Source organism: Saccharothrix mutabilis subsp. mutabilis, assembly GCF_039521145.1.
In the GTDB taxonomy this organism is placed as follows: domain Bacteria; phylum Actinomycetota; class Actinomycetes; order Mycobacteriales; family Pseudonocardiaceae; genus Actinosynnema; species Actinosynnema mutabilis.
Window position 1 is genome coordinate 42117 of record NZ_BAAABU010000004.1, and the last position, 13811, is coordinate 55927.

Annotated in this window: 16 protein-coding genes; 6 read left to right on the top strand and 10 right to left on the bottom strand. The window is 73.4% G+C overall.

The annotated features are described in order from the left end of the window. The first annotated feature begins 75 nt into the window (after positions 1–75). Together ABD126_RS11115 and ABD126_RS11120 are read left to right on the top strand one after the other, a co-directional pair. Positions 76–1305, top strand: a complete 1230-nt coding sequence (locus ABD126_RS11115) for an alpha/beta hydrolase family protein (RefSeq protein ID WP_343933682.1) — start codon at positions 76–78, stop codon at positions 1303–1305. Positions 1306–1325: 20 nt separating this feature from the next. Next, positions 1326–1982, top strand: coding sequence for a GOLPH3/VPS74 family protein (locus ABD126_RS11120; protein WP_343933683.1), 657 nt, complete (start codon positions 1326–1328; stop codon positions 1980–1982). Between the two features lie 2 nt (positions 1983–1984). Here ABD126_RS11120 and ABD126_RS11125 read toward each other — a convergent pair whose 3' ends face one another. Next, entirely contained in the window at positions 1985–4039 is a 2055-nt protein-coding gene (locus tag ABD126_RS11125) for a caspase, EACC1-associated type (protein WP_343933684.1), read from the bottom strand. 1 nt (position 4040) lies between these two features. After that, positions 4041–4397, bottom strand: coding sequence for a hypothetical protein (locus ABD126_RS11130; protein ID WP_343933685.1), 357 nt, complete (start codon positions 4395–4397; stop codon positions 4041–4043). Positions 4398–4605: 208 nt separating this feature from the next. Here ABD126_RS11130 and ABD126_RS11135 point away from each other — a divergent pair, with 208 nt between their 5' ends. The 3 genes from ABD126_RS11135 to ABD126_RS11145 all read left to right on the top strand — a co-directional run bounded on the left by ABD126_RS11135 (position 4606) and on the right by ABD126_RS11145 (position 7097). Further along, positions 4606–5853, top strand: a complete 1248-nt coding sequence (locus tag ABD126_RS11135) for an arginine deiminase (RefSeq protein WP_343933686.1) — start codon at positions 4606–4608, stop codon at positions 5851–5853. 98 nt (positions 5854–5951) lie between these two features. Beyond that, positions 5952–6509 carry a ferritin gene (locus ABD126_RS11140; protein WP_343933687.1) on the top strand — a complete coding sequence of 186 codons (558 nt, stop codon included), beginning with the start codon at positions 5952–5954 and terminating at the stop codon, positions 6507–6509. Positions 6510–6617: 108 nt separating this feature from the next. Next, complete coding sequence (locus ABD126_RS11145) at positions 6618–7097, top strand: GNAT family N-acetyltransferase (protein WP_343933688.1); 480 nt, start codon at positions 6618–6620, stop codon at positions 7095–7097. A 22-nt stretch (positions 7098–7119) separates the two neighbouring features. Here ABD126_RS11145 and ABD126_RS11150 read toward each other — a convergent pair whose 3' ends face one another. From ABD126_RS11150 to ABD126_RS11175, 6 genes are all read right to left on the bottom strand, one after another. Continuing rightward, positions 7120–7626 (bottom strand): hypothetical protein, encoded by a 507-nt coding sequence (locus ABD126_RS11150; protein WP_343933689.1) that lies wholly within the window; start codon positions 7624–7626, stop codon positions 7120–7122. Further along, positions 7626–8261, bottom strand: coding sequence for a hypothetical protein (locus ABD126_RS11155; RefSeq protein ID WP_343933690.1), 636 nt, complete (start codon positions 8259–8261; stop codon positions 7626–7628). The genes ABD126_RS11150 and ABD126_RS11155 overlap by 1 nt, the downstream gene beginning before the upstream one ends. Continuing rightward, entirely contained in the window at positions 8258–8761 is a 504-nt protein-coding gene (locus tag ABD126_RS11160) for a SigE family RNA polymerase sigma factor (protein ID WP_343933691.1), read from the bottom strand. Before ABD126_RS11160 ends, ABD126_RS11155 begins: the two co-directional genes overlap by 4 nt. Positions 8762–8843: 82 nt before the next feature. Then, positions 8844–9170 (bottom strand): DUF952 domain-containing protein, encoded by a 327-nt coding sequence (locus ABD126_RS11165; protein WP_343933692.1) that lies wholly within the window; start codon positions 9168–9170, stop codon positions 8844–8846. Positions 9171–9267: 97 nt separating this feature from the next. Continuing rightward, the gene (locus ABD126_RS11170; protein WP_343933693.1) at positions 9268–10212 is read right to left on the bottom strand and encodes a DUF5926 family protein; all 945 of its coding nucleotides are present in this window, start codon (positions 10210–10212) and stop codon (positions 9268–9270) included. A gap of 20 nt (positions 10213–10232) precedes the next feature. Further along, entirely contained in the window at positions 10233–10940 is a 708-nt protein-coding gene (locus tag ABD126_RS11175) for a glycerophosphodiester phosphodiesterase family protein (protein WP_343933694.1), read from the bottom strand. Between the two features lie 93 nt (positions 10941–11033). Here ABD126_RS11175 and ABD126_RS11180 point away from each other — a divergent pair, with 93 nt between their 5' ends. After that, on the top strand, positions 11034–12266 hold the full coding sequence (locus ABD126_RS11180; protein WP_343933695.1) for a cytochrome P450: 1233 nt from the start codon (positions 11034–11036) through the stop codon (positions 12264–12266). Here the strand turns inward: ABD126_RS11180 and ABD126_RS11185 are convergent, their stop codons facing one another. Further along, positions 12267–13052: a hypothetical protein gene (locus ABD126_RS11185; protein WP_343933696.1), complete on the bottom strand. Its 786-nt coding sequence runs from the start codon at positions 13050–13052 to the stop codon at positions 12267–12269. Continuing rightward, complete coding sequence (locus ABD126_RS11190; protein WP_425542785.1) at positions 13049–13540, bottom strand: SigE family RNA polymerase sigma factor; 492 nt, start codon at positions 13538–13540, stop codon at positions 13049–13051. The genes ABD126_RS11185 and ABD126_RS11190 overlap by 4 nt, the downstream gene beginning before the upstream one ends. Positions 13541–13811: the final 271 nt, after the last annotated feature.

The following is a 13811-nucleotide window of genomic DNA, read 5'->3' on the forward strand; positions in this document are numbered from 1 at the left end:
GAAGACGCGTCACCCCGGCCTCCCCTGCCAGCATGGGCCGTGCCGCCATCCGGCAAGGAGGGGAAGTTGTCCACAGTGAACAGACGCGTGCCGGCCCTCGTCGCGGGGGTCGCGATCGCCGCCACGCTGCTCGCGCCACCGGCGTCGGCGTCGGCCGAAGCCGCACCCGCGAAGATCACCATGCCGGCGTTGACCGGCCACTACCCGGTCGGCACCACCGACCTGCACCTGATCGACGCGCGCCAGGACCCGTGGTTCCCGGCCGAGAAGCGCGAGCTGATGGTGACCGTCACCTACCCGGCGCACCGCGACGGCGACCGCGCCCCGTGGCTGACGCCGACCGCCGCCGCGGCCATGGAGCAGTTCGCGGTCAGCCCGGACCTGCTGGGCGTGCCGCCGGGCTCGGTGGAGTGGACCGCGACCAAGCGGCACACGCGCACCGGCGCGAAGGCGTTGCGCGGTGACTGGCCGGTCGTCGTGTTCTCGCACGGTTTCGGCAGCATGCGGGAGCTGAACGCGGCGCTCACCGACGACCTGGCCAGCCGCGGCTACGTCGTCGTGTCCGTCTCGCACACGCACGAGGCGGCCCTGGTCGAGTTCCCGGGCGGGCGGGTCGTGGTCGGGTCGGTCACCGAGCCCGGCCCCGCCGGCATGAAGACGGCGCTCGACACGCGGGTCGCGGACGCGCGGTTCGTGCTCGACCAGCTGGAGCGCCTGGACCGCGGCGAGAACCCGGACGCGGAGGGCGACCCGCTGCCGCGCGGTCTGGCCGGTGCGCTGGACCTGTCGCGCGTCGGCGTGTACGGGCACTCGTACGGCGGGTTCACCTCGGGCGAGACGATGTACCACGACCGGCGGTTCGACGCGGGGATCAACGTCGACGGCGGCATGCGCTCCGACGAGGTCGGCGAGGTCGTGAAGCACGGCCTGGACCGCCCGTTCATGCTGGTCGGCGCGGACTTCGAGGTCGACGGCCGGGTCGTCGCGCACTCGCACCTGGAGACCGGGTTCGACCCGACGTGGGGCCAGTTCTGGCCCAACCAGCGGGGCTGGAAGCGGGACCTGCACTTCGACGGGGCCGCGCACCTGAGCTTCACCGACCTCCAGTTCGCGGTGGCGCAGCTGGGTGACCTGGTCGCGCCGGACAAGCGGAAGGGCGTCATCGGCACCATCGACGCGCAACGGTCGATGGACGCGCAGCGGGCGTACTTCGGCGGGTTCTTCGACCTGCACCTCAAGCGCCGGGGCGGGTGGCTGTTCGACCACGGCCCGGTGCGCCACCCCGACACCCGCTTCATCGTCTGATCAGCGCCTATCGTGGTCGTATGTTGACTCTCGCCGACGAACTGGCGCTGTTGGCCTACGACGACGACGGCACGCGCCGGCTGGGCCAGCCCGCCCTCGGGTACGGCCTGGCCGGCGCGGTGCTGGTCGAGCTGGCGATCGCGGGTCGGGTCGAGGTCGCCGACAAGAAGGTCGTGGCGCTGAGCACCGAGCGCATCGGGCACGACGTGCTGGACGACGCCCTGTCCCGGATCGCCGACGACAAGCTGCGCAAGCCCAAGGCGTGGGTGGAGAAGCTGAGCAAGGGCCTGACCGACCGGGTCCTGGACGGCCTGGCCGAGGCGGGCGTGCTGCGCCGCGAGCAGGACAAGGTGCTGCTGGTCTTCCCGCGCACCCGCTTCCCGTCCCCCGGCGGCGTCGAGCCGCCGCTGGAGACCGAGGTCCGGGCGCGGCTGGCCCGCGCGGTCGGCGCGGACGGGCCGGTGGACCCGCGGACGGCGGCGCTGTGCGCGCTGATCAGGGCCGTCCAGTTCGACAAGAAGGTGTTCTCCGACCAGCCGCGCGACCTCGTGAAGCGGCGGCTGAAGGAGATCTCCGAGGGCGAGTGGGCGGCCGAGGCGACCCGCAAGGCGATCGAAGAGGTGCAGGCGGCGGTGTCGGTGGTGCTGGTCGCCGCCATCGTGCCCGCGACGAGCTGACCTCAGGCGACGAGCAGGAAGCGGGCCGCGGTGGCGGTGGCCGCCGCCACGGCCGCGCGGGCGGTGGCGGCCGAGTCGAGCAGGGTCGGGTCGAGGTCCTCGACCGCCACGGCCGCGTTCTCGGCGATCCACTTCGACGGTTCGGCCAGCGCGCCCGCCAGGGCCCGCCAGCCGGCGGCCTCGGCCGGGGTGCCGGTGGCTTCGGCGGACAGGAGTTCGCCCACCTCGCGCAGGCCGACCGCCGCGCCGCGCAGGACGCCCGCGGTGACCGCGCCGCGCACCGTTCTGACCGCCGCGCTGACGCGGCCCACGTCCTCGGCGGGCGCGCGGATGACGCCGGCCACCGGGTCGGCCTCCGGGTCCCGGGCGCCGACGTCGGGCAGGCCGAGGACCGTGGTGGAGTTCTCGGAGACCACGGCCTTCGCCGCGCGGCCCAGCTCGGCCTGGCCGACGCGGAACATCAGCAGGTCCGGGTCGAGGACGCGTCCGCCGACGACGGCGGCCAGGCGGGTCAGCACGTCCTTGGCCGCGGTCACCACGACCTTGCCGCGGACCACCAGGTCCCGCAGCGCCGCGTCCGACACCTCCTCGCACACCACCAGCAGGTTCCCGGACACCTTGGTGAGCGCGTCGGGCACCGCGGTGAGGCGGCCGGCGTGGAGGAAGACGTGCGGTGACTCCAGCACCGCCTCCCGGCGGGTCCGGTCGGTGACCGAGTGCGGCGAGGCGTAGCCGCGGTCGAAGCGCAGGCCGCGGGTGATCTCGTAGCTCAGGCCGAACCGCCGGGTCGGTTCGACCAGCAGCGCGCCGCGCCGGCCGGTCGCCGCCATGACCCGGCCGACGACCTCGCCGATCTCCGCGCTGCCCGAGGACGACGTGGCCAGGCGGGCGGTGTCGTCCTTGCCCAGGGGGCGGGCGGTGTCGGCGATGAGGTCCGCCGCTCGGGCCCCGGCCGCGCGGACGCCGTGCATGAGGCGGACCGGGTTGTGGCCGTCGCGCATGGCCTCGACCAGCCGCAGGATCGCGCCCTGCGCCACCGCGACCGCCGACGCGGCCCCGTCGCCGGCCACCCGGTGCACCTCTTCGATCAGTTCCCGCACGTAGGAGGCGCCCAGCGAGTCGCGCGGGTCGTCCGGTTGGAACGCGCCCGCGATGGCGGCGGCGTCGGACAGCTCGACCGGCGCACCGCGCACGAACAGCACGGACCGCCGCCCCAGCGGTCCCAGGGTCCGGCACACGGGTTCGGCCGCCGCCCGGAACCCGCGCGCCACCAGCAACTGCCCGGACGTGTAGGACGCCGACCGCCGCACCACCGTCGGCACGGACCGCCCGGCCCGCGCGACGCGCAGCGGCGGCCCGCCCGCCTGGGCGAAGAACTGCGGGGTCTGGTCGGGCCGCCGGCGGCGGACCTCGCGGTGCGCGTAGCCGAACAGCTCGTTGACGTCCACCCACCCGTCGCCGTCGAGGTCGGCCGCGCCGCTCGACAGGCCCTCGATGAGCACGTCGGTGAACAGCGACGCCCGCGGCGCTTCCAGCGACAGGGTGTCCTGCTCGAACGCGTACTCGTAGGCGTTGGACGCGGTCAGCACCACGTACCCCTGCGCGGTGTCGTCCAGGACGGTCGCCGAGGCGTCCTTGAAGCCCTCCACGAACGCGCCGCTGAAGCAGCAGTCCAGCACGAGGATGCGCCCGGCGGCCCGGCAGTCCTCCAACTGCTCGTTGAGGAACGAGCGCGGGATCGCCGTGCCGGCGGGCCGGTCCTGGACGGTGTTGGCGGCGGCGAAGTACAGCCGGCGCGCGGGCGTGGTGAGCCCGTGGCACGAGAAGTAGAGCAGGACCAGGTCGTCGGGGGTGCGCGAGGCGAGCACGTCCTCGACGGCCCGGCGGATCTCGTCGTCGGCCGCGTCGCGCAGGACCCGGACGCCCGCGAAGCCGCCGACGTCCGGGTCCTCCAGCAGCGCAGCGAGCCGCTCCACGTCCTGCGAGGGCGCGCGCAACCGGCTCAGCCGCGCGTCTTCGTACTCGCCCGTCGCCACCAGCAACGCGTAGCGGCCCACGTCAGGCGTCCGTCGGGCCGTGCTTCTCCAGGAACGCCTGCACCAGGGCCTTCTGGTCGGCCTTGGTGCCGCCCTGCACGGTGATCGAGTCCTGGCCGACCTTGATGGTGACCTTGCGGGCGCTGCCGCGCTGGACGAAGGCCGTGATGACGGACGCGACGGCGGCGGCCACGGCGGCGGGCAGCGCGCCGTTGACCACCAGTTCCGCGATGGCCATGCCGGTGCCGCTCTTCGCGCCGTCCGGCAGCGGCGTCGGCGCGTGCCGGGCGTCCACGCGGGCGCCCCGGACCAACTCCTCCAGCAGCATGTTCGTCGCGGACGCGGCACTGCCCGGCGCGTCGATCGTCAAGTGGAACACGCGTGTCCTCCCCGGTTGAGACGTCGATCATCCCAGTCACCCCGAACATCGGGACAGCCCCAGTCCACGTCACAACGCAACGTTCCACCCCTCGCGACCGCGAAATGCTTAACGATTCGCTGCGTTCAGCCGTTCATACGATCGAGTTTCGCTGATCTAGGCCACTTAGAGCTGCACGTTTCGCCGCCGTCGGGTTACCCTCGCCTATGTGACTGCGCACATCACTCAGACGGAGTCCGTCGACGCCGCGCCCGCCCCGGCGCCGAGGGTGGACAGCGAGGTGGGCCCGCTGCGCACGGTGCTGCTGCACCGCCCGGGCCTGGAGCTCAAGCGGCTGACCCCGCGCAACAACGACCAGCTCCTGTTCGACGGCGTGCCGTGGGTGGACCGGGCGCAGGAGGAGCACGACGCGTTCGCCGAGGTGCTGCGCTCGCGCGGGGTCGAGGTGCTGCTGCTGGCGGACCTGCTGGTGGCGGCGCTGCACGACGACCGGGCGCGCATCGCGGGCATCCACAGCGCGGTGAACGAGCGGCGGCTGGGCATCGACCTGGCCGACGCGCTGCGGTCGCACCTGTCGTCCATCGGCCCCGAGCAGCTCGCGACGGCGCTGATGACCGGCATGACGTTCGAGGAGCTGCCGGCCGCGGAGGGCGCGTCGCTGGTGCGCAAGATGCACCACCCGATCGACTTCGCCGTGGACCCGCTGCCCAACCTGCTGTTCACCCGCGACTCGTCGGTGTGGGTGGGCGACCGGGTGGCGATCACGTCCCTGGCGCTGCCCGCGCGCGACCGCGAGACCGCGCTGACGGACCTGATCTACGCCTACCACCCGCGGTTCCGCAGGACCGGCCGCGCGTACGGGGCGCACTCCGCGCCGGTCGAGGGCGGTGACGTGCTGCTGCTCGCGCCGGGCGTGCTGGCGATCGGCGTCGGCGAGCGCACCACGCCGGCGGGCGCGGAGTCGTTCGCCCGGTCGGCGCTGGCCGACGGCCTCGCGCACACCGTGCTGGCGGTGCCGATCACCCAGGAGCGGGCGACCATGCACCTGGACACCGTGTGCACGATGGTCGACCGGGACGCCGTGGTCATGTACCCGGCGGTGCGGGACAACCTGTTCGCCTACCCCGTCCGCTCCGACGGCAACGGCGGCGTGCTGGTCGAGGACCGGCGGCCGTTCCTGGAGGCGGCGGCCGAGGCGATGGGCATCGAGCGGCTGCGGGTGATCGACACCGGTCTGGACGCGGTGACCGCCGAGCGCGAGCAGTGGGACGACGGCAACAACACGCTCGCGGTCGCGCCCGGGCTCGTGGTGGCGTATGAACGCAATGTCGAGACCAACGCGCGCCTGGAGGACTCCGGTATCGAGGTGCTGCGGATCTCCGGGTCGGAGCTGGGCTCGGGCCGCGGCGGCCCCCGGTGCATGTCGTGCCCGATCGACCGCGCTCCGCTGGTGTGATTCCCGGAAAGGGTTGCCTAATTTAGGCAACCCTTTCCAAACATTTCCTGAGCCTTACCTTGAATGCGGGAACAACCCGTTTCGGTTAATCTCGGGGCATGGCCCTCAACGTCAAGAAGATTCCGTCCCGCACGTCCAAGTTCCACGACCTGCTCCAGGCGCAGGTGCGCAACGAGTTCACCGCGTCCCAGCAGTACGTGGCCATCGCGGTGTGGTTCGACGGCAACGACCTGCCGCGCCTGGCCGCGCACTTCTACAAGCAGGCGCTGGAAGAGCGCAACCACGCCATGATGATCGTCCAGTACCTGATGGACAACGACCTCAAGGTGACGATCCCCGGCGTGGACGAGGTGCGCACCGACTTCGCCACCGCCCGCGAGCCGGTCGAGCTGGCGCTCCAGCAGGAGAAGGCCGTCACCGACCAGATCGTGGCGCTGGCCAAGGCCGCCCGCGACGAGGGCGACTACCTCGGCGAGCAGTTCCTCCAGTGGTTCCTCAAGGAGCAGGTCGAGGAGGTCGCGTCGATGAACACGCTGCTCAACGTCGTGGACCGCGCCGACGGCAACCTGTTCCACGTGGAGACCTTCCTGGCCCGCGAGCACGTCGGCGAGGGCGCCGACCCGACCGCGCCGCGCGCCGCCGGCGGCACCCTGTAACAACCCACGGGCCTCTCCGCGCCGCTCCCGGTCCCGGGGGCGGCGCGGTGCCGTGTCGGGGGGCGGAAATGCCCCGACAACGCGTCGCGACGCAGTTACCTTCACCACATGGCGCATTTCGAGAGAACGACCGCGCGACTCACGTTGCGGCGCGTGCGGATGTCCGACCTGGCCGCGTTCATCGCCCTCGAAAACGCTTTGCGCGCTCCGGAAGGGCGCACCGCGGACGAAGCCGCGTCGGCGCGGTACCTCAGCCGCTTCACGGCCGTGTGGGACCGGGGCGAACTCGGCTACTGGGCGGTCGAAACGGCCGGCCGGGTGGTCGGGTTCGGCGGTGTCCAGCCGCACGGCGACGCGTGGAACCTCTACTACCGCGTCGATCCCGCTTTCCACGGCCTCGGCATCGCCACGGAGGTGGCGCGGGAAGCGGTCGCGGCGGCCGGCGAGGTCCGACCGGACCGGGTGGTGCGGTGCGAGACCCGTCCGGGCAACGCGGCGGCGATCCGGGTCGCCGAACGCGCCGGGCTGACCCGCGTCGAGGACCGGGACGGGTACGCGGTGCTCGAACTCCACCCGGACGAGCGTTAGTCGAACTGCACCCGGACGAGCGTTAGAGGAAGCAGCCGATCTGCCGCAGGCCCATCACGTTCACCGTGTCACCCGCGTTGGTGAACCCGAAGTAGTAGAACCGGGACTCGGCCACCGGCAGCACGTACCCGTGCGGGGTCAGCTCGGCGGTCGGGTACAGCTGTTCGAGCCGCTGCCTCGACTCGCCGAACCGCAGGCCCTCCGGCGTGCGCGCCCCGCCCTCCAGCCGCAGGTCCACCGCCACGCCGCCGTCGATCCCCACCCAGCCGCTCGCGCGCTTGAGCTCGTAGACCGGGCAGTTCGCCTGCGGCCAGTCGTCGAGCTGCTCGCCGACCTCGCCGGTGGCGCGCAGCTCCTCCAAGGTCATCCCCAGCCGCACCTTGCCCAACCCGCCGGGGTTGAGCACCGGCACGTCGTCCACCACGACGGTGCGCGCCGGGACGGCCGTGGTCGAACTGGGCGACGGTTGCGCGGTCGTGCACCCGGCCAGCAGCAGGGTCCCGACCACGAGCACCGCCAACGCCCTCATCAGCCACCCTGTCCGCACTCGCCGCCGGTCTTCTCGATCCGCGTGACCGCCACCGCGCCGCGCTCGAACTCGAACACGTACCCCCAGTCTGACGCCATCGCCACCGCGGCGCGGTCCCCGGTCATCACCAGGTCGGGGTACGGCCGGCGCAACTGCTCCAGCGTGCTGCCGTAGCCGACGCCGGACGGGGTCTTCGTGTTGACCGGCAGCCTGATCGACGTGACCCCGTCCCGCGGTGAGACCAGCAGGTCGAAGCTGGTCTCGCTGCCCGCGTAGAGCCGGCACGGCCCCACCGGGGACACCTGGAAGCCGTGGTGCCGGGACACCTCGTCCTCGGCCATGCCGAGCCGGAACGACCCGTAGCCGGGCGGCTCCAGCGCCTGCGGCCGGACCGTCGTCACCGACGTCGTCGGCGTGCCCGGCTCGGACGCCACCCGCGCCGCCAGGCCCTGCGCCACGACCACGCCGCCGAGCACGGCGGCCACCACCAGCGCGCCCGTCGCCGCCGCCCGGGTCCGGCGCCGCCGCCGCGCGCCCCCCACGATCCGCGGCACCGCGTCGTCCGGCGCCGGCAGGTCGAGCCGTTCGTCGGAGAACAGCTCGCGCAAACGCTCGTCCAGCTCCACCGTGCTCACCCGCCTTCCCCGAGCTTCCTGCGCAAGGACGCCATCGCCTTGCTGTTCTGGCTCTTCACCGTGCCCGGCGAGATGCCGAGCGAGTCGGCGATCTCCTGCTCGGACAGCCCCTCGTAGAACCGGAGCACCACCACGGCCCGCTGCCGGGGCGGCAGGTCGCGCAGGGCCTGCCACAGCGGCTCGTGCTCCAGGCGGTCGGTCGACTCCACGCCGACGTCGGGGAGGTCGGCCACGAGGCGCTCCCGGCGCAGCCTGCGCCACACGCTGATGTGCGTGTTCGCCATCGCCCGCCGCGTGTACGCGAGCGGGTCGACGTCCTTGCGCAGCACCGCGGACCACCGCGAGCCGACCTTCTCCAGCACGGACTGGACCAGGTCGGCCGCGTCGTGCGGGTTGCCGGTCAGCGCGTGCCCGTAGCGCAGCAGGCCCGGCAGCGCGGCCCGGACGAACTCCCCGAAGTCGCCCCGGACGCCGGCCCCGGCAGGCAGTACCGCCGTCACCTCGTTCCCCTTCCCGACGACCTCCCCGAGCGCCGTCGGTGGGTTCACGCGGTCGTGCGCCCGCCGGTTGCCCGCCGGAAGGTCACAGAACGGGCAACGGGCGGAACGAGCCGTCCGAGTCGGGGCTGAACTCGTGCACCGCGACCACGGCGTCGGCCGGGACCGGGCCGTAGACGTGCGGGAACCACGGCCCGTCCTCGTCGCCGTCGCCCGGTTCCCACAGCACCGGCAGGCCCTCGGGGTCGATCATCAGCAGCACGAGGTCGTCGCGCCCGCGGAAGAGCCGGTTGGCGGGCAGGTGCACCGTCCCGGGGTCGGAGCAGTGCACGAACCCGTCCGGGTCCAGCGGGATGGCGCCGTCCTCACGGGCGCGCGCCCACTCCTCGCGCGACGCGATCCGCAACAGCATCTATCCACAACCTCCTGTGGACAACCGAGGGGACGACTGTGGACAACTCATCCTGGGGACAACTCCCCTGGGACAACTCCCCTGGGGACGGCTCGTCTCAGCGCAGGGTGATCTGACGGCCCCGCAGGCCGTCCCGCGCCCGGCGCTCGGCCTCGGTCAGCGGCTCGTCGTCCAGGCTCGCCAGGGCGTCCAGCAGGCGCTTGCCCAGCGCCTCGGCGGGGCCGGCCCACTCGCTGGAGTGCAGCTCGCGGTCGAGGTCCCACACCGGCACCAGCAGGCCGTGCGCCCGGAACGACCCGGCGTACCGCGAGCCCTCGCCCAGGTCCAGCTCGCCCTTGACCGACAGCCGCGCGAGCGCCGCGAGCAGCTTCTCCTCCGGCTCCGGGCGGACCCAGCGCAGGTGCGCCTTGTCGCCCGCGTCCACCCAGTAGGCGGCGTGCACGCCGGGCGCGTCGACCCGCTCGGTGGGCAGGATCGCCGCGTTGGCCCGCTCCAGGGACAGGGCGACGTCACCGGTCGGCTCGTGGTCGGGCGGCATCCACCACGCGAAGTCCTTGTGCAGCTCGGGCGTGATGGTGGCGTCCACGTCGAGCAGGTCCTGAAGCCGGCCGGGGTTCGACCCGTCGTCCACACCCACCACGGGCAGCGCCTCGCCGGTCTCGGCGGTCAGCGCCCACTGGACGGCGCGGGCCAGGTCGCGGCTCAGGTCCCCGGACCGGGTCTGCACCTGCAGGCCGACGAACGCGGTGCCGTCGGCGCGCACCAGGGCGGCTGCGGCCATGGGCAGCACCGACGCGAGCACGACCTCGCGCCCGGCGTCCTTGAGCGGCAGCCGCACCGTCGCGGACGGCACGAACTCGCGCAGCGCGATCAGCTCGGTCTCGGCCGCGAGGCCCTGGAACGGCCGGGCCACGATGACGTCCGCCGCGCCGCCCGCCGCGCCGTGGCACGCCTTGTAGCGCTTGCCCGACCCGCACGGGCAGGGCTGCCGCGGGTTGACGCCGTCCGCCGGCTTGGTCTTCACGGCCGTCCGCTTCGCCACCGCCGCCTCCTCAAAGCTCCTCAGGGCTGGTCGGGCGTCAAGTTATCCCCCACGATCCCGCGGGTCCGCGCCGGGTTGTTGGTCGCGAGGAACCGCACGCCGCGTTCGACGCACAGCGCGACGTCCTCCGGCGCGTCCACCGTCCAGCAGTAACTGCCGGCGCCCCGGTCGGGGTACCGCCGGAGGAGGTGCACCCCCGGTCCCGCGTAATCGGCGAACGCGGGCAGCCGCCGGGGCCAGACCCGGTCGAACAGCAGCACGGTCGGCACGTCCGGGGCCAGGGCCTTGAACCGCCGCACCGCCCACGGCGAGAACGACATCATCACCGCGTCCACCCGGTGCCTGGACAACACCTCGACCAGTCGCCGTTCCACCTCGCTGCCGTACCGGACCGGGTGTTTCGTCTCCACGAACAGGCGAACTCCGGAGTCGGCGACCAGGCCGAGCAGGTCCTCCAGGGTGAGCACCTCGGCCGGTTCGCCGCCGAGCCGGGTGCCGAAGTCGTGGCGGCGCAGCTCCTCCAGCGTCATCGTGCTGACCACGCCGGACCCGCCGCTGGTGCGGTTGATCGTGCGGTCGTGCACGCACACGAGGTGGCCGTCCCGGGTCAGGCGGACGTCGCACTCGACCCCGTCCGCACCCTGCGCGAGCGCCAGCTCGTAGGCGGCGAGGGTGTGCTCGGGACGGGCGGCGGAGGCCCCGCGGTGGGCGACGACTTCGGGCGACACAACGGGGAATGCTCCTGGTGGAGCACCGAACGGGTCAACTCGACTACGTGATGTCACAGCTCCCTGAATGTTTGAAAGAACAACCACACACCAATGGACGCGAGCCGACCTCAAGACCTACCGTCCGTGACCGTGGCACCCTTCGACCAGCACGATCCGGCTTTCATCGCCGATCCGTACCCCGTCTTCGCCGCGCTGCGGGCGCGGGGCGAGGTGCACTGGCACGAGGAGATGGGCATCGCGCTGGCGGTGTCGCACGCGGCGTCCTCGGCGGTGCTCAAGCACCGCTCGCTGGGCCGGATCTGGTCGGACGCCAAGCCCGTCGAGAGCTTCGCCAACTTCAACCTGCTGCACCGCAACTCGCTGCTGGAGAACGAGCCGCCGACGCACGGCCGGCTGCGCCGCCTGGTCGCGGCGGCGTTCGGGCGCGGGCACGTCGAGCGGCTGCGGCCGTGGATCGCCGAGCTGGCCGACCGGCTGGTGGACGAGCTGTGCGCGCGGATCGCCGACGAGGGCCGGGCGGACCTGCTCGCGCACGTCGCCGCGCCGCTGCCGGTCGAGGTGATCGCGGAGCTGCTCGGCGTGCCGACCGCGGACCGGCCGCTGTTGCAGCCGTGGTCGAACGCGATCGTGAAGATGTACGAGTACGCCCTGCCCGAGGACAAGCGGGCGGCGGCCGAGCGGGCGGCCGGCGAGTTCGTCGCCTACCTGCGGGACCTGGTCGCGCTGCGCCGGCGGTCCCCCGGCGACGACCTGGTGTCCGACCTGGTCGCCGTCACCGACACCGACGGCGCGAAGCTCACCGAGGACGAGCTGGTGGCGACCGCCGTCCTGCTGCTGATGGCGGGCCACGAGGCCACGGTCAACGTCATCGGCAACGGCGTGCACGCCCTGATGACCCACCGGGGGCAGTGGGAACGCCTCGTAGCGGATCAGTCCCTCCTCTCCACGGCGGTCGAGGAACTGATCCGCTACGACTCCCCGCTCCAGCTGTTCGAGCGGACGGCCACCGAGCCGGTCGAGATCGCCGGGTTCACCGTGGCGCCCGGCACGAAGATCGCCGCCCTGCTCGGGGCCGCCGCCCGCGACCCGCTGGTGTTCCCGGACCCGGACGTGCTGGACGTGGGCCGGGAGCGCAACCCGCACCTGGGCTTCGGCATGGGCATCCACTACTGCCTCGGGGCGCCGCTGGCGCGCATCGAGGTGCAGGCGGCCCTGTCGGCGCTGACCCGCAAGCTGCCCAAGGCCGAGGCGGCGGCCGTGCCCCGGCGGCGGGCCGAGTTCGTGATCCGGGGCCTGCACGAACTGCCGCTCACCTCGGCGTAGTCACCACAGGTCGGACGTCACGATCTCGACCAGCCGGTCAACGGTCAGCGGGGGCCGGTCACCGATCAGGCCGCCCATGCCCTTGGGGTTCTCCCGGTTGCTGACGTGGATGGTGATCGACAGCCCGTCGGCGCGGTGCAGCCGGGCCAGGTGCGTGACGCCCCCGCCCACGAGCGCGGTCCGGTCGGTGGCGAGCGTCGAGCCGTCGGGCAGGGTGCGGGTGGTGCAGTCGGGCGTCTCGGCCAGGTCGCACTGGGCGGGCTGCTGCGCGGGGTCGTTGTCGGGGTAGACGACGAGGTCGTAGCCGCCGGTGACGCCGTCCGCGGTCAACTGGCCGACCAGCGCCGCGCCGGCCGGTTCGCCCATGCCCTGGGAGACGTCGGTCGGCCTGGGCACGTTCGGCGGGGCCGGGGGCATGGTCATCCGGTAGACGCCGGGGCCGCTCTCGGTGACGGTGAAGGTGGCGGTGCCGCCGAGGACCGCCTTGAAGCGCGCGATCAGCTCCTCGGGGGTCTCGGGGGCCTTCTTGGGGGCGGCGGTCGTGGACGTGGGCGTGGTCTGGACGGTCGTGGTGGACCCGGCGGCTTCCTGCCGGCCGGGGTCGTCGTTCGGCACGAGCAGGGCGGTCGCGGTGGCCAGGCCGGCGACCACGACGGCGGCGACGGCGACGGGGACCAGGCGGGACTTGGCCCGCGGCGGCACCTCCGGGGGCAAGCCGGCGGTCACGGCGTCGGCGCGGCGCTCCAACTCGCCGAACGCGTCGGTCAGGGCACGCAGGTCGCTCATCTCGTCTCCTGGTAGGCGTGGGGGTTGGTGGTCAGGTCGACCCGCAGGCTGGCGAGGGCTCGGGAAATCTGGCTGCGCACGGTGGTGACGCGGCAGCCCAGTTCGGCGGCGATCGCGGCGTCGGGCAGCCCGGCGTAGTAGCGCAGGACGACGGCGGCCCGCTGTCTGCGCGGCAGGGCGGCGAGCCGCCGGATCATGGCGTCCCGCTCGGCGCGCTCGTCGGCGCCGTCCCCGAGCCCGGTGTCGGCCACTTCGGCACGCGGCGAGGTCCGCGCGAGGCGCCGCCGCCAGGACATGTACTCGTTGACGACCATCCGCCGGACGTAGGCGTGCGGCTCGTCCAACCGCGAAATCCGCTCCCACCGCTCGAACGCGCGCCCGAGGACGTCGCTGACGATGTCCTCGGCCAACCACGCCTGGCAGGTGAGGACGGTGGCGAACCGCATCAGGGCCGGTCGCCGCCGGGCGACGTACTCAGCGAACTCCATCGGCACTCTCCCGACTCGTGATCACGCCCCTCAACGCGGCAGCGGGGCGAACCGTTGCACGGGGAGCGGAAATCGCCGGGGTCGGCCGGGGCGGGCGGGGCGGTGGCCGGCGGGCGAGGTGCGCGGCGGGCCGGCTGGGCGCGACACGGGCGGGGTCCGCGGCACAGGAGGCGGGTGGGGGCGGCGAGCCGGGCAGGCGGGCCGAGGGGCGCGGCGGGCGCAGGGCCGGCGGACGCGCGGTCCGTGGCGGTGGCGGGAGGTGTGGCGTTGG